The organism is Oryzibacillus soli (assembly GCF_051594765.1).
GTDB lineage: Bacteria > Bacillota > Bacilli > Paenibacillales > NBRC-103111 > Paenibacillus_AR.
Genome location: NZ_JBPPGJ010000030.1, coordinates 1 through 20,267 on the forward strand (window position 1 = coordinate 1; position 20,267 = coordinate 20,267).

Annotated in this window: 21 protein-coding genes; all 21 read left to right on the forward strand. The window is 46.0% G+C overall.

What is annotated here, in order from left to right; all coding sequences use genetic code 11:
• Positions 1-242 precede the first annotated feature (242 nt).
• The gene (locus ACSEXW_RS26610; RefSeq protein WP_438449223.1) at positions 243-707 is read left to right on the forward strand and encodes a hypothetical protein; all 465 of its coding nucleotides are present in this window, start codon (positions 243-245) and stop codon (positions 705-707) included.
• A 616-nt stretch (positions 708-1,323) separates the two neighbouring features.
• Complete coding sequence (locus tag ACSEXW_RS26615; RefSeq protein WP_438449224.1) at positions 1,324-1,851, forward strand: hypothetical protein; 528 nt, start codon at positions 1,324-1,326, stop codon at positions 1,849-1,851.
• A 400-nt stretch (positions 1,852-2,251) separates the two neighbouring features.
• Complete coding sequence (locus ACSEXW_RS26620) at positions 2,252-2,575, forward strand: hypothetical protein (RefSeq protein WP_438449225.1); 324 nt, start codon at positions 2,252-2,254, stop codon at positions 2,573-2,575.
• A gap of 929 nt (positions 2,576-3,504) precedes the next feature.
• On the forward strand, positions 3,505-3,912 hold the full coding sequence (locus ACSEXW_RS26625) for a DUF6210 family protein (protein ID WP_438449226.1): 408 nt from the start codon (positions 3,505-3,507) through the stop codon (positions 3,910-3,912).
• A gap of 797 nt (positions 3,913-4,709) precedes the next feature.
• The gene (locus ACSEXW_RS26630) at positions 4,710-5,093 is read left to right on the forward strand and encodes a hypothetical protein (protein WP_438449227.1); all 384 of its coding nucleotides are present in this window, start codon (positions 4,710-4,712) and stop codon (positions 5,091-5,093) included.
• A gap of 245 nt (positions 5,094-5,338) precedes the next feature.
• Positions 5,339-6,007, forward strand: a complete 669-nt coding sequence (locus ACSEXW_RS26635; RefSeq protein WP_438449228.1) for a DUF2625 family protein — start codon at positions 5,339-5,341, stop codon at positions 6,005-6,007.
• 367 nt (positions 6,008-6,374) lie between these two features.
• Positions 6,375-6,911, forward strand: a complete 537-nt coding sequence (locus ACSEXW_RS26640) for a hypothetical protein (RefSeq protein ID WP_438449229.1) — start codon at positions 6,375-6,377, stop codon at positions 6,909-6,911.
• Between the two features lie 269 nt (positions 6,912-7,180).
• The gene (locus tag ACSEXW_RS26645; protein ID WP_438449230.1) at positions 7,181-7,726 is read left to right on the forward strand and encodes a hypothetical protein; all 546 of its coding nucleotides are present in this window, start codon (positions 7,181-7,183) and stop codon (positions 7,724-7,726) included.
• Positions 7,727-8,476: 750 nt separating this feature from the next.
• Positions 8,477-8,785, forward strand: a complete 309-nt coding sequence (locus tag ACSEXW_RS26650; RefSeq protein WP_438449231.1) for a DUF8617 domain-containing protein — start codon at positions 8,477-8,479, stop codon at positions 8,783-8,785.
• Positions 8,786-9,244: 459 nt separating this feature from the next.
• Positions 9,245-9,772, forward strand: coding sequence for a hypothetical protein (locus ACSEXW_RS26655; RefSeq protein WP_438449232.1), 528 nt, complete (start codon positions 9,245-9,247; stop codon positions 9,770-9,772).
• 107 nt (positions 9,773-9,879) lie between these two features.
• The gene (locus ACSEXW_RS26660) at positions 9,880-10,494 is read left to right on the forward strand and encodes a hypothetical protein (RefSeq protein WP_438449233.1); all 615 of its coding nucleotides are present in this window, start codon (positions 9,880-9,882) and stop codon (positions 10,492-10,494) included.
• A gap of 126 nt (positions 10,495-10,620) precedes the next feature.
• Positions 10,621-11,193 carry a YdcF family protein gene (locus ACSEXW_RS26665; protein WP_438449234.1) on the forward strand — a complete coding sequence of 191 codons (573 nt, stop codon included), beginning with the start codon at positions 10,621-10,623 and terminating at the stop codon, positions 11,191-11,193.
• Between the two features lie 58 nt (positions 11,194-11,251).
• Complete coding sequence (locus ACSEXW_RS26670) at positions 11,252-11,758, forward strand: DUF2569 domain-containing protein (RefSeq protein ID WP_438449235.1); 507 nt, start codon at positions 11,252-11,254, stop codon at positions 11,756-11,758.
• Positions 11,759-12,482: 724 nt separating this feature from the next.
• A complete protein-coding gene (locus ACSEXW_RS26675) occupies positions 12,483-12,866 on the forward strand; it encodes a hypothetical protein (protein WP_438449236.1) in 384 nt (127 codons plus the stop codon).
• 104 nt (positions 12,867-12,970) lie between these two features.
• Positions 12,971-13,405, forward strand: a complete 435-nt coding sequence (locus tag ACSEXW_RS26680; RefSeq protein WP_438449237.1) for a ribosomal-processing cysteine protease Prp — start codon at positions 12,971-12,973, stop codon at positions 13,403-13,405.
• Positions 13,406-13,492: 87 nt separating this feature from the next.
• Positions 13,493-14,143, forward strand: coding sequence for a GNAT family N-acetyltransferase (locus tag ACSEXW_RS26685; protein ID WP_438449238.1), 651 nt, complete (start codon positions 13,493-13,495; stop codon positions 14,141-14,143).
• Positions 14,144-14,370: 227 nt separating this feature from the next.
• Positions 14,371-15,630 (forward strand): DNA polymerase IV, encoded by a 1,260-nt coding sequence (locus tag ACSEXW_RS26690; protein ID WP_438449239.1) that lies wholly within the window; start codon positions 14,371-14,373, stop codon positions 15,628-15,630.
• Positions 15,627-16,133: a YhjD family protein gene (locus ACSEXW_RS26695; protein WP_438449240.1), complete on the forward strand. Its 507-nt coding sequence runs from the start codon at positions 15,627-15,629 to the stop codon at positions 16,131-16,133. Before ACSEXW_RS26690 ends, ACSEXW_RS26695 begins: the two co-directional genes overlap by 4 nt.
• A gap of 75 nt (positions 16,134-16,208) precedes the next feature.
• A complete protein-coding gene (locus ACSEXW_RS26700) occupies positions 16,209-16,352 on the forward strand; it encodes a hypothetical protein (protein ID WP_438449241.1) in 144 nt (47 codons plus the stop codon).
• 132 nt (positions 16,353-16,484) lie between these two features.
• The gene (abc-f, locus tag ACSEXW_RS26705) at positions 16,485-18,383 is read left to right on the forward strand and encodes a ribosomal protection-like ABC-F family protein (RefSeq protein WP_438449242.1); all 1,899 of its coding nucleotides are present in this window, start codon (positions 16,485-16,487) and stop codon (positions 18,381-18,383) included.
• A 214-nt stretch (positions 18,384-18,597) separates the two neighbouring features.
• Entirely contained in the window at positions 18,598-20,256 is a 1,659-nt protein-coding gene (locus ACSEXW_RS26710) for a CehA/McbA family metallohydrolase (RefSeq protein ID WP_438449243.1), read from the forward strand.
• Positions 20,257-20,267: the final 11 nt, after the last annotated feature.

Genomic DNA, 20,267 nt, shown 5'->3' on the forward strand with positions numbered 1-20,267 from the left:
AAGTCGGTGCCATCAGTTAACACCGTATCTACGCGTCGGGACCTGGAGGTCCCTTGGTCTGCATGTGGCATTTCGAGGGAGCGGATTCAGCAGACAACCCAGCACCACCTAACCGCGTCGCGGCCGGTCGGGACCCAGCTGCGCAGATGGATCTGGGCTTCCTTAAGGTGGTGTGGGTTCGTAGATACAACAACGTTATGCGTAATACCTGGGAAAATTAATAATAGAAAGAGCGAAACTTAATGAACATACTTTCTGTCATTATGCAGGCAAGTAAATATGTCAATGTAGAACATCCAGTAATATCAATTGATGGAAGTCCACTTGATTTATATCTCCATAATTTATATCCAGATAATTTATTTTTAGGTTTAATTCCAACAATTACTGGTTGGATTGGACTGAAGGAAGAAGCAGAGTTAGTATTAAGTCGTTTTTATTCAGAGGAAAAGATTGTTATTTTGCCATTATTAATGTGCCCGGATGATTGCGATTTAACGTGTACACTAGTGGTTGCTGAAGTATTTATAACAGATAACCAAGTGATTTGGAGACGGGTTGGAGTGGATTCTAGTAATTTAGGAATACCATATAATTATGAATTAATCGGGAATGAAGTTACCTGGCTAAATTTAGTGCCCGTAATGAAATTTAGCAAGGACAATTATTTAGAAAATCTGAAAACGATTTATAAACAAATAGAATGAATTAATAATTTGATAGTATCTCGGAGAAGTCAGGTACTACGCATAACACCGTATTCACGCTGCGGGCCTGACGGCCCTTGGTCTGCAAGAGGCTTTTCGAGGAAGTGGAGTCAGCAGACAACCCTGCACTGGCTAAGTCCGTCGGACCCGGGGCTTACGCCCCTTAAGCCAGTGAGGGTTCGTGAATACAACAACGTTATCTGCAATTGTCCAGAACCTAAAGAAGAAAGCCCATCAGGAATCAAGATCTTGACCCCCAAGAGAATCAAGAACCCGACTGGAGATGGACTGCGAGCAATCATCTCGTTCGACGGAACCTTGATTCTTAAGATCGATGGGGGTTCAAGATCAAGGGATTCCTGAACGAAATCGTCTTAAGGTCTTTACCCATCAAGAATTTCAATACTTATCTAAAGGCAATAAAGGGATTCATCCGACAAAGACATTAGAAAGGCGAGAAGGACTGGAAAGCCGATTGGTGGAAGAGACCTTCCCTTGATCCCATCGGCTACCCCCCAGCCATCCCGCCACCCTGGTGAACCCCTTCGTGGAAATCGGATGAACCCTTAAAGCCCTGTAAAAGAAGTATTGAAAACCTTGAAGGATGGGTAAAGACATGGAAAGACGATTTCTTGGGCCGATTCGAGGAAGTGGACAACTACAGATAACACCGTATTCCCGCGTCGGGGGACAAGCCCCCTCGGTCGCCGGAGGCATTTCGAGGAAGTGGATTCAGGCGACACACCCGCACCACCTAACCGCGTCGCGGCCAGTCGGGAGCCGGCTTCGCCTTTGGCTCCATGCTACCTTTAAGGTGGTGGGGCGTCGGGAATACAACAACGTTATCTGCAATTGTCCAGAACCTAAAGAAGAAAGCCCATCAGGAATCAAGATCTTGACCCCCAAGAGAACCAAGAACCCGACTGGAGATGGACTGCGAGCAATCATCTCGTTCGACGGAACCTTGATTCTTAAGATCGATGGGGTTCAAGATCAAGGGATTACTGAACGAAATCGTCTTAAGGTCTTTATCCATCAAGATTTTCAATACCTATATAAGGGCAATAAAAGGATTCATCCGATAAAGACATTGGAAAGGCGAGAAGGACTGGAAAGCCGATTGGTGGAAGAGACCTTCCCTTGAACCCATCGGCAAAACCCCAGCCATCCCGCCTCCCTGGTGAACCCCTTCGAGGAAATCGGATGAACCCTTAAAGCCCTTATAAAAGAAGTATTGAAAACCTTGAAGGATGGGTAAAGACATAAAATGACGATTTCTTGGGCCGATTCGAGGAAGTGGACAACAGCAGATAACACCGTATTCCCGCGTCGGGGGACAAGCCCCCTCGGTCGCCAAGAGGCATTTCGAGGAAGTGGATTCAGGCGACACACCCGCACCACCTAACCGCGTCGCGGCCAGTCGGGAACCGGCTTTGCCTTTGGCTCCATGCTACCTTTAAGGTGGTGGGGCGTCGGGAATACAACAACGTTATCCGAAACTGCTTGAAGTAATAATATAAAACCAATTAAAAAGAGGTAAACCAATGAAAGATATTAATGAAATATTAGATCTAGTCGAAAAAATTATTAATGAAAAAGATTATACAAGATTGAATCAAATAGAATATGAAGACAGAGATATATTGATCATTAATTACGTTAAAACGACCAAACCGAGGAAAAAGATATCAGTAGCATGGGACTTTAAGAACGAGTATTTTATGATTCAACAATCTTATAGAAGACATATAAACGATAAACAATTTTTAATACGGTACAATGAAATAAAGTATGAAGAAGAAATAATTGATGACATGGAAGGAATATTTGAAGAATGGGATGACTTAATACATTCCAGTAGGGTTTAAATGACTTGTAAGTTAATCGAAGAAGAAGCAGCATCGGATAACACCGTATTCACGCTGCGGGCCTTGCGGCCCTTGGTCTGCAGGGGGCATTTCGGGGATGTGGAATCAGCAGACAACCCTGCACTCGCTAAGTCCGTCGGACCCGGCGCTGGCGCGCCTTAAGCCAGTGAGGGTTCGTGAATACAACAACGTTAGCCGAAACTCTCGAAACATTGAAAAAAAAGTATTTAGAATTATTGTTTTTTCCTAGAGGTGACGAGAAATTAAGCAGACGATGATAAAACTTATTTTAAAGATTCTGTATCACTTATTATTATTAGGCGCGATAGGTTTTGCTATGTTTTTATATTCGGACGATTATGAAATATTTATCTGGGCTAAACAAGAAGAAGCACTTAAATATTTACATCTTATCTTTACAATACCGATCCCATTAGCTATTGCTTTTGTTGTGAATTATTTTATCAGTCGAGAAAGCCAAGGCATTATAGTGTCAATAATTAAGTATTTTCCAATAATATGCTTTTTGGTGATTTCTTGTTTTTTTATTCTAATTAGTTCATTAAACTCAATAATGTTGCTTATTGGATTTGGAGTCTCAATAGCAATGTTTTTAATAGAACTTTATTTAATGATTTATGATTTTGATATAAAGTAGATGATTTTTAGGAATTGACTTGTTTAAAGGACTAGTTGGAGATTATTCATAGAAGTCGAGAGCATCGCCTAACACCGTATTCACGCTGCGGGCCTTTCGGCCCTTGGTCTGCAAGAGGCATTTCGAGGAAGCGGAATCAGCAGACAACCCTGCACTGGCTAAGTCCGTCGGACCCGGGACTGACGCCCCTTAAGCCAGTGTGGGCTCGTGAATACAACAACGTAATATGAAATCAGCGCAATGCATATAAAAACAAAGGATAATGACTATTATGAATCTTCCTAAACGTGAAGTATGGTTGTATGGTTTAGAACAACTAGCATTAATAATTAAAATGAAATCCTCAGTTACTTATTTTAATCAGGCGGGTGGTCATTCATGTTTGCAACCATCGGTGGAAGGAATACTTACTATATTAGACGATGAGACTAAAACAATTATAAATGGATTAAGCGATATAACAATAAACAAAACAAATTTAACCATTCATGATGCTGACAAGATCGATTTATTATTTAGAACTAACAGAATTGATTATATGTTTGTAGATAGAAAGAGACTTGAAGACTCAATGGAGGCTTGGATACACATATTGATAGACCAATCTCGAATGGATAAATATATATTTAAGGGATTTAATGAAAGCGAAGGGGTAATAACCTGGAACAATAGTGACTAATAATTTTGATAATCGAAGAAGGCGCTGACATCCTATAACACCGTATTCACGCTGCGGGCCTGACGGCCCTTGGTCTGCAAGAGGGTTTTCGAGGAAGTGGAATCAGCAGACAACCCTGCACTTGCTAAGTCCGTCGGACCCGGGGCTGGCGCCCCTTAAGCCAGTGAGGGTTCGTGAATACAAGAACGTTATAAGAAATTGGCGCAAACCGTTATTTATTTTAGCAATCCCCGTTAGATCGGAGGGGAAGATTATTCTAAAGAAAATTATCAACGGACTATTAGTAATTGTAATCATCATTCAAATATACAACTTATCCAGAGTTTTTCTGAATGCACCAGAAGATGTGAATCAACGAGCAGAGTTAAGTATACAGACAAATAAAGTTTATGCAATATTAGCCATATTAACGTTCATCAGACTCAGAATGAAAAAGTAAATACCGAATAATTGAATTAGTGAATATGAGAATTTAATCAAGGATTATGAAGGATATTGTTATTTGATGATAAAGATGATAAAGACGTTAAAGATGATAAAGTTGAATAAAAATTATTGGAAAGATCTTTGAGTAAACTAATGAAGGCGCCAACATCTTATAACACCGTATTCACGCGGCGGGCCTTTCGGCACTTGGTCGCCGCGAGGATTTTCGAGGAAGCGGATTCAGGTGACAACCCTGCACTGGCTAAGTCCGCCGGATCTGGCAACTAGCGCTGCCTTAAGCCAGTGAGGGATCGTGAATACAACAACGTTATCCAAAAGACATGCAGTGTTTTATTTTAGGGGGATTCTCAATGATGATAAGAAATCTAGAAAAAATAAAACCCATTATTAATGAATTTACAATTCATAATATTGAGTGGCTTTCAAATTTTCATCTTCACGTTATTCAAGACAAGTATTTTGATAATATTTCTATACTAGATATAACCTTCTTAATTAAAGAAAACTCGAAAACATATGAACTAGTTATAAGATTTTCATGTATTGAGGATTTAAGATTTAAGACTGGAGGAGTACTAACTCAGATTAGTGGATTTAATATTAGAGATCTAAAAGAAAACGGTTATCATCCAATGAAATATCTAATTGAGGATTACGAGAACGGAATAATTAACTTCTATTGTAATGACATTGAATTTATAAGTCTCTCTGAAAGCATTTACATATCTATTTAGAATACATAATGAATTATTGAATGTCGTTCGGAGCAGGCATGTCCTTCATATAACACCGCATTCACGCTGCGGGCTTGACGGCCCTTGGTCTGCAAGAGGTTTTTCAAGGAAGTGGAATCAGCAGACAACCATGCACTGGCTAAGTCCGTCGGACCCGGGGCTGTTGCCCCTTAAGCCAGTGAGGGATCGTGAATACAACAACGTTATCCGAATTCCTCTTAATTCATTTATAAAGGACAAACAATATGAAAACCAAATCCGATTTAATTTTTGAAGACAGTACATGGTTAATGATTCAGGATTGGATTAAGAAATCTAAAGTCGATGTAACTGTATTAAACAATGAAAGAGCCAAAGGGGAAGAAGTTCTTTTTCAATTACAGATAACAAATAAGTCAACTCTGGGGTCGATTGCTTTGGAGACTGGTGGGATACTTGCTGATAATGGCTGGTTGCGAATTCTTGGTTCAGGGAACCCACAGATCTTTGGTACTCTTAATGTAAAGAATGCGGAGTTTCCTTACAGCGATGGATTTATTGTTGCATATGATGTAGTTGGCGGGGTCTTTGCAATAAATTCGGGGCTATTTGATAACAAGACAAGAAACGTTTATTATTTTGCACCTGATACCTTGGAATGGGAAGATACTGGTAAGGGGTATACGGATTTTATCTACTGGGTGTTCCATGGAGAATTGGACAGGTTCTATGAATCGTATAGATGGAAAGATTGGATTAGTAATACTCAGAACTTAAGAGGGGACCAAGGATTATCAATATACCCATATTTATGGTCTGAACAAGGAAGAGACGTTAACTCATGCCACAAAGGAGCCATACCTATTAAAGAAATATGGGACATACAAAACGAATTTAAGAACCAATTAAAGACCAATTATAGAAAGAGAAGATGACTTAGTAATATAGAGAGATTTTAAAGTAGAACCAGATAATAAATTACTAGATATCGGCCCTTTTATTTTAGGTGGGAAGATTATAAAAGAGCGATAATTAATATATATGGTACTGCAGGAATTCAACAAATAAATGTTCAGCAATTCGAAGAAGGCAGGGACTTTCACCTAACACCGTATTCACGCAGCGGGACCTGACGGTCCCTTGGTCTGCAGAGGATTTTCGAGGTAGTGGATTCAGCAGACAACCCTGCGACGCTTAGAGGCGGAGCCACCCGGCCCTTACGGGTCTTAAGCCTCTCGGGTTCGTGAAAAACAACAACGTTAGGCGAAACTCTCGAATTAAATTATCAAAGGAGTATATTCAATGATGGAAGATATTTATAAAGTATTTTCTGAAATAGAAGAACAAGCTATAAATATATTAAGAAAAGAACAATTCGATGTGGGGTTTGCAAGGTTGTTTCAAATAATTGTACTCACTTCATTTAGCGAGAATATAAGTTATGAATTCTTTAAATCAGTAAATGATGAATCGGAATATTCAATTATAATCTCTGTATGGAATAAAGAAGAGGACTTACAAATTCTAGAGAAACCCCTTGAGTTGTTGAAATATAGAAATAAGAAATCTCAACTACCCCAAATAAAAACATATAAATTTACTTTTAAAGCTAATATCATTAATAATTTCTTAGGATTTCTTCGTACGGAGAGAATTTGTATATTTCCTAATGTCGGTATGATTGGAGTCGATGGAACTCAGTACGAATTAATAATTGGATCAGGTCTCAATCAGATAACAGTGGCATGGTGGGAAGAAGGGCCATTAGAATGGAATGAACTAATACAACAGGTAAATGCGATAATTGAGTTTGCAGAAGAGAAAAGATCGGAACACTAAATGATTTATGAGTGTAATTCGAAGAAGTCGAAAACCTCGCCTAACACCGTATTCACGCTGCGAGCCTTACGGCCCTTGGTCTGCCAGAAGATAAGTCTAGGAAGTGAAATCAGGCAGACAAATCTGCGAGGCTAAGTGGCGTAGCCACCCGGCGCACGCGCGCCTTAAGCCTCTCGGGTTCGTGAATACAACAACGTTAGGCGAAACTCTCGAAAGACTATAAAACACTTAAAATTCAATTCATGAAAAGTTTTTTGAAGGAGTATCCGATGATGAAGAGCTATATTTTAGAATGTTCAAAGCAGATGCCCTTGCATACTGATATGCGTAGAGTATTTGAAGCAATAAAGGATCGACAAACCGACTACAACTGGTTAATTACGGATATTGATCATTATGAAGATGTTAGAAGAAGTGCTGCTAATGAGTCTTTTGATGATTCGGAGTTTAGGGACGACTTAACTTATTACTCATTGGATGCATTAGATAAAGATACAGTCTGGATTGATGGGGAAGAATTAACAAAGATTATTAATGGTAATGATATTCAATTTGTTTGGGCAGTTTTCTCTGGGTTTAGAAAGAACATTAATATAGATCCTGAAGACCTTATAGTAGAGCCATACGCAGATGGAAATCCCAATTTTTGGATAGAATACCCTAAAATCCAGCATCCTCTTGCGGAGATCGAAATAGTTTGTTGGGATAGTACGTCAACCTTATTTTTCTGCATTGATGAAGAACTAGGAAACATGTTTAAAGAACACTTTTTGGATTCAATAGACTTAGCAACTTATAACAAGAAATATTTATAAGTAGATTTCAGTATTTCGATGAAGTCGAGAGCATCGCCTAACACCGTATTCACGCTGTGGGCCTGGCGTCCCTTGGTCTGCAGAGGCAACTCGAGGAAGCGGAATCAGCAGACAACCCTGCACTGGCTAAGTCCGTCGGACCCGGCGCTGGCGCGCCTAAAGCCTCTCGGGCTCGTGAATACAACAACGTTAACTGAAATCGGCTAATGACTGTTATGATAGTGGTTCGATGAAGAGTGTTGAAAGCCAATGAAAACCAAATGGCACACGAGATCATGCGAGCAATTCTGTAAGCCCCTTCGATTCACGCGTAACCATTATTTTAGTTAATTAGAAACATGAAGATAGAGAACAACTCACGCGAGAACATCCGAATAATCCTGTGACCCCCTTCGAGCCGCGAGATAATGATAAATATTGGAAATATGATAAATGACATAGAAGAACCAGGAGAAATGGGATAAATATGAAGAATAAGGTCTAGATTTGCATGAGGAATCGAAGAAGAGCCAACTTCAGTTAACACCGTATTTACGCTGCGGGCCAGCAAGGGAGAGGATTCGATGAAGTAGACCTTTGGTCTGCAAGAGGTATTTCGAGGAAGTGGAGTCAGCAGACAACCCTGCGCTGGCTAAATCCGTCGGACCCGGGCTTACGCCCCTTAAGCCAGTAAGGGTTCGTGAATACAAGAACGTTACATGGAAAATGAGCTAAAAGAACATAAAACAATATACAAAAGGAACTGATTACTTGCCAAAGTTGTACTGTCCATGCGGTAATTTTATACATAACTTAAGTAATATTCCTGACGATGGTTTTCTGACTGTAAGAGATAGAGACTATGAAGAATTATTGGAAACAGAAAAAAATCGGACTAAATTATGTGAATCACAACCAAAAAGTGAAACAAAAGAATGGGAAGAATTAATTATTTCTGATGCAAGAATTATTAAATTAACTGAAAGAATTTATGAATGCCCTGAATGTAATAGACTTATGTGGATGAAGAAGAATGGAATGGTCAATATATATGAACAAACCAATATAATAAAGTATTGAATAAGAAATAAATGACTGATAGAGTTTCATTGAAGAGCCCACGTCATATAACACCGTATTCACGCGTCGTGCCTGACGGCCCTTGGTCTGCAAGGGGATTTTCGAAGAAGCGGAATCAGTAGACAACCCTGCGAGGCTAAGTGGCGGAGCCACCAGGCGCTAGCGCGCCTTAAGCCTCTCGGGTTCGTGAAAACAACAACGTTATGTGAAAGCACCGATAGATCTAGAGACATGAAGATCTAGGGACATTAAAGGTCAAGGGAATGAATGTAGCTCTAGAAGTCGGTGCCATAACACAACACCGTATCTACGCGTTGGGACCTGGAGGTCCCTTGGTCTGCATAAGGCAGTTCGGGAAAGCCAACTCAACAGATAACCCAGCACCACCTAACCGCATCGCGGCCGTTTGGGACCCAGCTGCGCTGGTGGATCCTTGCTTCCTTAAGGTGGTATGGGTTCGTGAATACAAGAACGTTATTTGTAATTGGGGCAACTTATACAGGAATTAGGGTGAATGTGATGAAGATTAGATTAATATATGTACTGATAATTTTAGTTAATTTATTAGGGTGTGATGCAACAACTAAATTAGTTCCATCTAAGGAACATGAAATATTAACAACTTCAACTACACAATCAATTGACAAACCATCAAAACAAACGAATATTACAACAGAAAAAATAATTGAACAACCTAATGATATAAATAAAGAAGTAATGACTTTACCAAAGAGGTTAACACCTAAAGAGTTCTCTGTTTCATTTTCGGTATATAAGAACTTCGATAGAGAATTGACAAAGAAAGAGGTAAATGACTTTGTAATAAATGACTGCAGTTGTGAAGGTGATTTATTCAAAGTTAATTTCGAGGGCAAGGATGAAGAAGGGATATTTATTTTTTCTATAAGAAGACGAAGTGATACTGTAGCCAAAGGATGGTATTATATTGATCCTAGGACAGGTAATGGAATTAAAGATCCAGGGTAATGTAAGGGATTATACCTCTATTTCGATGGAGGCCCCAACTACATATAACACCGTATCCGTATTCACGCGTCGTGCCTGACGGCACTCGGCGGTGGATGCGGGTCAACGTGGCCCTGAACCGGCTGCGCGCACAACCCTGTGAGGCTAAGTGGCGGAGCCACCCGGCGCTAGCCCGCCTTAAGCCTCTCGGGTTCGTGAATACAACTACGTTAGGAGAAGTGCCGGAATTATCAGGGGGAGGCCTCAAAGTGATTGGGCCAATAATTCTAAGAGGCGAATTAATTACTAGCTTTAGAGAACATCTCTTAAATACTGAATACCATTATGTAATACATAACGGTGAAACTAAACTTAACAGTATAGCCAGGAGACTTGATATTGAACAAGCGAACTATCTGCTTAATAATTTTATTAACTCAAGATATCCTTTAGTGTGCAAGGCTGGAAGCAAAAGTGTGATTCCATTCTTTGATTACCACGTTGCAGTAAACAGTTATAATAGCGAAGATAAAGAACTTCTTATAACTGAACTGATAGTTCGAGAGCCAAAGGGCAGTAACATGATTAATGGAGTTCTAATGGCGTTCTATATGTTGATCAATGATAGGTATAAGCATGAAAGATTATTAATTCCTTTTAAGTTGCCTGAGATTAAAGGATATGACGATATTGAAATTAACTCTACAGATAATGTGACTTTTTTATGTAAAAAAATTCGATGAAGTCGACACCTTCGTCTAACACCGCATTCACGCTTCGGGCCGCCTAGGGTTCATGAATACAACAACGTTATATAAAAGGAATGCAAATAATTTATCGAACCTCAAACACATAACGGGGGTAATTCATTGAAGTATCCATTTGAATGTATAACGGACTTAGTATTTGTTAACAAAGACCAACTAGAAATATCAGATATTATATTGGTCCCAGGCGGGAGTCATCCTCAGCTTATAGAGAGAGCAGTTGAGTTATATCATTTGGGACTTGCCCCATATATTCTTCCTTCAGGTGGATACAATGCTAAAATTAATCAAACAGAATGGGAATTTATGAATGAAATCGCAATAAAAATGGGAGTACCTCAAGAAGCTATTATCAAAGAAAATGAAGCAAAGAATACATTTGATAATGCGAGAAATTCATGGAATCTTATTATTGAACGAAATATTAAAGTCAGTCAAGTGATAATGGTTTGCAAAGCGCAACATAGTCGAAGGGCATTAATGACTTATCAAACTGTTTTTCCCTTGAATGTTCGATTCTTGATGGAACCCATTCAGGATAAGAACAATATTACACGGGATAACTGGTTCTTAGATGAGAAAAAGATTAACGCAGTAATGGGCGAGGTAGAGAAGATATCAAAGTATTTTGTACATCACATTCCAAATTGGATAAAGAAGGATATTGGTTCGTAAATACCAGAATGTTATATGAAATTTATGCAAATAAAACAAGTTGAAGGAAGTGTTCTCAATGGAGCCTAACATTCAAGAACAACAAAATGACTATCGACCTCTGGGGAGATCTGGGCTTGGGGGATGGTTGATTTTAGTACAAATTGGGCTTTATTTTTCGATGTTTTTATTAGCAATACAATTACTACAACATTCGTTACCAGCATTTGCTACCCAGACATGGGAAGTATTAACTTCAAAACAATCTGAATACTACCACCCTCTATGGGGGCCAACTATAATTTTTGAGGCTGTTTTTAATGCCGCATCATTCATTTTCTGTGTATACCTATTAATCAATCTCTACAAAAAGAAAACAATATTTCCTCGACTAATGATTATTTTCTATAGTGTAAGTTTAGCAGTGGGTATAATGGATTATTTATTAATACTTCAAATACCTTTAACGAGAGAGCTTGATGATGGAAGCTTATTGAGGGATTTAATGAAGTCTGGTGTTAGATGCGCGATATGGATTCCTTATTTTCTTAAATCAGAACGAGTGCATAATACCTTTGTCAAGTAAAACTCGATGAAGGCATAATCTTCGTATAACACCGTTTTTAAGTTGGAAATCTTATAGAAGATAAGAGAGGTTGTACACATGGGAGTAGCCTGTACATTAAGTTGCACACAATGCTCTTACAAACAAAATGTTTTTTTGGGAATTGGCTTTAGATATATTGATTTGAATACCATTTTGGAATGGTATGAGCAAGAAGAAGGGCGACAACGAATCAAAGAGTTTATGAACAAGGACGACACACATTTTGAATGTTATGATGGGCTTTACGTTTGTCAACAATGCAGTTGCTTGTTAAATAATGTTTTTCTATATATAAAGACGAACGACGATTCTTATACTAATAGTTATGTTTGTCCGCGCTGCAATATACGAATGCCAACAAAGCCACTGCTTAATGACGTCAAGAGCGGGGTGTTAGATTGTCCAGACTGTAGGAAAGAAAAATTAGAAGTGAATTTTTATATGGATTGGGATTAGAATATTAAAAGGTAGGAACAACGATGTCTTTTGTGAAACATTTCTCAAAATCGCACTGCATAGAATGTGCGATCTTTATTTTCAAAAATAATTGAAAGTGACGCTTTCTGGACTATCCCAGAATCGTCTAGCACCGTATTCATCCGCAGACAATCCTGCATTGGCGTTAAACCAGTGCGGATTCGCGAATGCAACAACGTTATAACCAACTGCTGCAAATCATCCATTAATTATGGGAGTAGAATCTATGAAGCAAATTAAGATGAAAGACATAAAGTTCTTTTCTTATTGTAAGCTTAATGCAATCATTTGGGGATCAATTGGTTTAGTGCTAGGATTACTATTTTTTGCTATAAGTTTGTTTGGTGGCAATGCCAGGGCATATTGGGGAACTTATGAAATAACTGGAGTAGCGGCTGGCGCTATTTCATTAATTATGGCTCCACTAATAACTATAGTTATGGCATTCTTTTTATCTCTTATTTCTTACGTACCCTTTTCCATTATAACTTCCATACTCAAAGGGATTCGTATCGCAGGAAAATTCGAAAATGTAGAACACGATAATCATCCGGATTTATCACAAGAAACAATACCTGAAATAACAAAACAAGAAGATGAAAATGATTGAATAGATGATTTGAAAGATTCTTCAAGGAAAGCATTCACAGCGTATAACACCGCATCTACGCCTTGGGCCTACTTGGTCTGCAGAGGCATTTCGAGGAGGAATTTATGTACGAACTTCATGACGAAGAAATTGAAATACGAAGCTCCATACTCGACGAAGAGCGGGAACCGTTTGTAATTAGGTTTTATTTTAACAACAAATCCTCCATATGCGGCTTTGTTGCAAGAGGTGAAACGGGGTTCACCCAGTTTGGACTTGATATTATCGCCGCCGGAGTTTCGGCACTAATCATCAATACCATACATAGCATCAGACACCTAACAAAAGATACGGTAGAATCGGATATTCAAAGGAATTATGCAAAATGCATATTGCCAGACTTACAAAGTAAAAATCGGGGAAGTAGGGAGGCGGTAGCATTATTGAATTCATTGGAGATCGGAATTCATAGCATTCAAAACACATATGGGGAAAAATATATCACCATTGAAAAAATATATGAAAGAAAAGAACAGAGGATATTTAATATATTTAAATGATAGTGGAATCAGGTAGATGACCCTGCATCGCAAATGCCTTAAGTTCAGGAGATTACATATTAAAATGAACACGGGAGGATAACCAATATGAATCTTGAAATCAAACCTCTCACTCCGGCTCTTGCCGAAGATTTCTTTGATTTTTTCGACAATCGCGCATTTACGGACGATTCTCCCATGCAGCCGTGCTTCTGCTGCCGCCCACAAATGACTGCGGAGCAGGAGAGGACGGAACTATTCAGCTTAATTGCGGCAAACCCTGGAGTCATGCCCCGCGACATACCCAGCTTCAAGTCGACGCTCCGCAAAATGGCGGAGCAGCAAATTTTGGCCGGTGATTTACAGGGATACTTGGCGTTTGATAGTGGCGTATCTATCGGTTGGTGCAACGCTAATAATAAGGAAAACTATTCGACGCTAGGGATCGGCGAAGAGATCAGAAATGCGTATAAGGCTAGTCCCAACGAAAGGATTAAGTCGGTGTTATGCTTTGAGATTGCTCCGAATTATCGCGGTAAAGGGATTGCTACCGCTCTGCTTACTCATGTGTGCGAGGATGCGAAGGCCAAAGGCTATGATGCGATTGAAGGGTATCCTCACCTGCGCCTCCAACGGGAAACGTTCGATTTTATCGGTCCGGCCCGGTTGTTTGAAAAAGTCGGGTTCATGAAAGTGGCGGAGCAAGGCAACGTTGCTATTATGAGAAAGAAGATTGGATGCGAAGAAGCGTGCCAGTGAATTGCTCTCCGAGGATGAGATAAGAAGGGTAACACTCAGGAAATCGAACGAAATGTTTATGGAATAAATGTGGCCGCCGCGGATCCCCCGCGGCGGTTTTTTTGCAAGTTGCGGCGGGTTCATGAAAATGATTCGTCTTGATGCGTTTTGGGAAAAGTATACATTGCATTGCGAACATATATTCGGTATATAATAAGAACAGGAGTTCTTATTTCTGGGGGCGGTTCATGGTGAAACAGCGTACCATATTTTTGGTTGACGGCCAGTCCTTCTATGCTTCCGTGGAGAAGGCGGCCCGGCCGGACCTGAAAGATAAACCGGTCGCCGTAGGGGACCCGTCCCGCAGGTCCGGCATCATCCTCGCCGCGTGCCCGATCGCCAAGGCCCGGGGCGTGACGACAGCCTCACGGGTCGGCGAAGCCCTGGCCCTGTGCCCCGACCTGGTGGTGGTTCGCCCCAGGATGCGCACCTACATCTCCGTTTCCCTGCTGATTTCCGAGATCTTCGAAGCCTTCACGGACCAAGTGGAGCCCTACAGCATCGACGAGCAGTTCCTGGACGTTACCGGGTCCATCCCGTACTTCGGCTCGCCGGAGGAGATGGCCCGGCAGATCCAGTCCCGGGTGCTCCTCTCCACAGGGGTGTGGTCCCGGGTGGGGATCGGCCCCACCAAGGTGCTGGCCAAGATGGCTACCGACAACTTCGCCAAGAAGCGGGAGGAAGGCGTCTTCCGGCTGGGCTTCGACAATATGGAGCGGGACCTATGGCCGCTCTACACGCACCAGATGTTCATGGTCGGCAACCGGATGGCGCGGCATTTCCTGAGGATGGGCCTCGTGACCATCGGCGACATCGCGCGCCTCGAGCTGGGGGAGTTCAAGACGCGCATGCGCCACCGGATGGGCAAGCAGAGCGACATTCAGGCGGAATATTACTGGCAGACCGCCCGCGGCATCGACCCGAGCCCCGTGGTGGCCCAGATCCGCAACCCGCTGAAGTCCGTCGGCCACGGCAAGACGCTCCGGAGCAGCCTCTATACGAAGCTGGAGGACATCGAGGTGGTGCTGCTGGAGCTGGTCATTGAGGTGTGCCGCCGCTGCCGGAGGCACGGGTTCATGGGGTATACGATCACGGTCGGGGCGATGGAAGCGGACGGAGAGCGCGGCCGTTCCTTCAGCCGGCAGATTACCCTGGAGCAGCCCACGTCCCTTACGCACGAGGTGGCGACCGTGGCGCGGCGGATCTTCGAGCAATACTGGAACGGTCTGCCGGTCAGCCATCTGAACGTCTCGTTATCCCAGCTCGTCACGGATGACGTGATCCAGCTGACCCTGTTCAATGACCGCAACCGGGCGTATTGCCTGGAGAAGGCGACGGATGCGATCAAGGACCGGTACGGCAGCGCGGCGATCGTGCGCGCCTCCTCCTTGCTGGAGGCCGGGGTGGCCTGGGAGCGGGCGGCACAGGTGGGAGGTCATTGGGCGTGAGCAAACTGGACGGCAACGAGAGGTGGAAGACGAAGATGCTGCTTACCGAGCACCAAGAGGATTACGACAACACCCGCGGAATCAAGCGGAGCTCCGGTCCGACCAGCGAGGAACTAACCCTGATCCGGGACAGCATCCTGCTGCCGCATCTGCAGACCATGGTGGAGCGGAGCCTGGAGGATATTGAGCATTCGCCCGGGATCCTGAAGCGGCTTCATCTCATGACGGCCCGGATTCTGCTGACCCGGATCACCGACGATCTGTATGCGATCAAGCGGGAGCTTAGACGGCGCAATATCAAGATCCTGAACGACGAGCAGTCCGAGAATGTGCTGTACTACCATTTTGTCTGCCGGGGCTACACCGACCGCTTCGGCATCGTCCGGGACGTGGCCCGATCCGAGCTCAGCGTCCGCCTGGCCAAGTACATCAAGGACCTTATGGCCCTGCTGGCGCAGAAGCCCGCCCCGCCGGCCGTCCAGGCCGAAGGGGAGAAGGGATGAGGGAAAGGGGCTTGCATGGCGCTCCCCCAATATGGTATCGTAATCCTAATTGAGTCATAAGGAGGTGAGGTAGGAATGAATTGCAATGGAATGGTCACCCGTCTGAACCAGCTGCCGATCGTCATGGCTGGTCTTGTGCATGCTTATGCCGCTGACGCTACCCGTCTGCCCATTTGCACCCATACGGCTGTACCCATTGCGAATCGCTTCCTACCTTGAACTCGGACGGAGCTTTATCCCGGAGTCGTAGGGACTTTTCCCTACGGCTCTTTTTTTGTTTCGTTCCCTGTGCCCGAGCGGCGGCACAGTCGGTATGGGAGCCTAAGCCTAATCCATAGGAGGATCCTAACCATGACCATCTTAGCAAGCATGCAGCATATTCAGAAATACCACGGCGCCCAGCTGGTGCTTGGCGACATTACAATCGAAGTCAGACAAGGCGAGCGCATCGGCTTAATCGGCTCGAACGGGAGCGGCAAGTCCACCCTGCTGCGGGTGCTGGCCGGGCTGACTCCGCCGGACAGCGGAACGCTGGCGATCGCCAAAGGAACCCGAATCGGCTATCTGGCGCAGGTACCGGAGGTGGAAGACCGGTACACGGTGGGAGACCTGCTCGCGCGCGGTTTCCGCGAGGCACGGGAGTGCCGGGAGGAGATGTCCCGGCTCGAGCAGGAGATGGCCGAAGCGGACGGCGAACGGCTAAACGGCATCCTGCAGCGGTATGCGGCGCTCCAGGAACGGTTCGAACGCCTCGGCGGCTACGAGATGGAATCCCGGATCGAACAGGTGGCCCACGGGCTGGGGATCCCCCGGTCCGATTATGAACGGCCCTATGCCACCTTATCCGGCGGGGAGAAGACCAAGGCGGGACTCGCCTCGCTGCTCATCGAGCAGCCGACACTCCTGCTGCTGGATGAGCCGACGAACCACTTGGACACGCAGGGCATCGAATGGCTGGAGTCGTTCCTGCGGACCTATGCGGGAACCTGCATCCTCGTGTCCCACGACCGGTACTTCCTGGACCAAGTCGTCACCGGGATCGTCGAGCTGGAGGATGGGGAAGCCTTCCCGTACCGCACGAGCTATTCCGGTTACGTGAAGGAGAAGGAGGAACGGCTGCTGCAGGAATTCGCCGCCTACCAGGAGCAGCAGAAGGTGATCCGGAAGATGAAGGAGACGATCAAGCAGCTGCAGGAGTGGGGGAAGCTCGGCGGGAACGAGAAGTTCTTCCGGAGGGCGGCCTCGATGCAGAAGGCGCTGGACCGGATGGAGAAGATGAAACGCCCGGTGCTGCAGCGCCGAACGGCGGACTTCGAGCTCCAGGCCGCGGAGCGGTCCGGCAAGCAGGTCGTCCTCTTGGAGGGAGTCCGGAAGCGGTATGGGGAGCGCCCCATCCTGCAGGGGGCGGACGGTCGGCTCCTCTATGGGGACCGGACGGTGCTCGTAGGGGGGAACGGAGCGGGGAAGTCTACGCTCATGAAGCTGCTGCTGGGAGAAGCAGCGCCGGATGGCGGCAAGGTGGAGCTGGGTGCCCGGGTCGAGGCCGGATACCTCGCCCAGCAGGACGCTCCCGACAGCAAGCGGACGGTCCTTGAGCATTACTGCCGCGAGGCGGAGGCGGAGGAGGGCGAGGCCCGGCGGGAGCTGGCGGGGTACCTGTTCTACGGCGCCGCGGTGTTCAAATCCTTGGCCTCTCTGTCGGGCGGCGAGTGGACGCGGCTGCGTCTCGCCATCCTCATGCGGCGGAAGCCGAACCTGCTCCTGCTCGATGAGCCGACGAACCACTTGGACATCGCCTCCCGCGAGGCGCTTGAGGAAGCACTCGAGGATTACGAGGGCACCGTACTCGCCATCTCGCACGACCGGTACTTCACCAACCGGATCGCCCGGAGTGTGTGGGAGCTCAGGGAAGGCATCATCACCCCGTACCTCGGCGGATATGATGATTACAAGGCGAAGAGCTCGGAGCTGCGCGAACGCCGGGCGGAGAAGGCGGCCTCTCGGGAACAGCCCAAGCCGGCGGCTGCTCCCGCTCCACGGCCGGAGCAGCGCCGGGGCGGGGTGCGCCGCGAGCAGCTGGAGAGCCGAATCGAGGAGCTGGAAATGAGCATCCGCGAATGTTCGGCCGAGCTGGAACAGCCGGAGCTGGCTTCGGATCCCGCCGGATTGGCGAAGCGCTGGCAGGAGCGGGAGGCGCTGCAGGCCCAGTTGAACGAGCTGCTGGAGCAGTGGGTGGAGCTGACGGAATAAGGGAAGCCGGCAGAGCTATAGTGGGACGGTCCAAACAGGGCCGTCCCTGTTTTTTTGTATCGAAAATGTTCCATTCTATCAAAAAGGGCGCATCCAAAGTAGCGAGGATTCCCACACGGAACGATGGATATTGAAATGGTAGTGGAGGCGGGGGCGGCGATATAATTCATGGGAAGAGGCCCGGACATACGGGGAAGACAAGGGGAGGATGCAAATGAAGCTGCAGGTGCAAGTATACGATGAACGGAACCGGTTGACCTATTGCAAGATCCGGCTATCCCTGCCGCAGGAGCCGCTAACCGTCTACTGCAAGGGGGAATATGAGTTCGAGCTGTCCCCCGGGGAGTACCGCGTGGAGGTATATAAGGGCAAATTGTTCACGCCTGCTGTAGTAACGGTGATGATCGGGGAGAAGAATGTCGTACTCCAGATCAACTTGAAGGAAATTGTGAACACCCTGCGCCTGGGCCTCTATTCCTTCGATGCCCATTCCCATGTATCCCGGAATCCGCATTCGGACACGGGTACCTTGGAATACGCCTCCACCATAATGCGGGGGGAGGACTTCAACTTCTTCTTCGCCGGCTCCCCCTACGACCGGGAGACCCATCTGCGGGATGCGGATCCGTCTGGAGGGGGGACGATACCGTACAGGCAGAAGTACGCCGCTCAATTGGGCGAGATCAACACCACCTCCCGGTTTATGCTCGACATCGGCAACGAAATCGTCAAATGCCGGTACGGGCACATGTTCCTGATGAATTACGACCAGATGCCCCCGTACAGCCAATATTACGACCGGTCCTGGGATCCGTGGCTGTTCACCAAGATCGGGGAGGAGCCGGATTATCTCATCGCCTACCCCTATGAAGCGCTGCGGAAGGAGAGGGGGCCTCATTCGGTGGCGGTGGCCGCCCATCCTACCAGCTGGTGGCCCCACAACGGGGAATTCATCTCCAACATTGCCGCAACCTTAGGCTTCGAGCTATTGGCCGGCTCCATCGATGCCATGGTCATCATGGGCTATGACCGCGATCATCGCTATTACCAGGAATTATGGTACGAGGCCTTGAACCAGGGCTACTTCCTGCCCGGGGTGGCCGAGACGGACCATACCTTCGATTCGGCGGCCAGGGAGCACCTGCAGTTCAAGACCTATACGTATGCCGACGCATTCAGCCTGGATGCGCTGTGCGAGGGAGTCAAGGCGGGCAGGAATCTCGTGTCCTCCGGCCCCATCCTCCTGTTGACGGTGGACGGCCAGCAGCCCGGTGCGGTGCTGAAGCCCAAGGAGAGCGAGCCCTTCGCCATCCGGATGGAGGCCTTCCGCTGCTGCCAGGCGCCGATCAGCAGGATCCAGCTTATTCTGAACGGACAGGTGCACAAGGAGCTCCTTCTGGACCAGGATCATTGCGAATGGAACGAAATCCTGGAGATATCCGCAGACAGCTACCTCCTGGCCAAATGCTATGATTCCGCCGGGAATGTGGCCATCACAAACCCGGTCTACATACGGAATACCCCCTTCGTCAACCGCCAGTTCCGTTCGGAGCTGACCGTCCAGGTCACGAAGAGGGGCCAGCCGGCAGAGGGATGGTACTGGATCGATGAGGAACCGGTGAAGACGCCGTTCAGCGGGGAGCTCCGCTGCCGGATCCCGGTCACGTCGGAGGTTACGATCGAGGTGGACGGGGAGACCCAGATCGTGAAGCTGTTCGAGATGGATGAATTGCAGCGGATATTCAAAAATTTATATTTCGGCGCGTTCAACCGGGACGGCCGGTATACCGCAGGACAAGTGCCCGCCGAGTGTTACGAGCTGGCCCGCATTCGGAGTCTCTTAAGCAGCCCGGAGCTTCTGGTTCGCTTCTAGCAGCTTCCCAA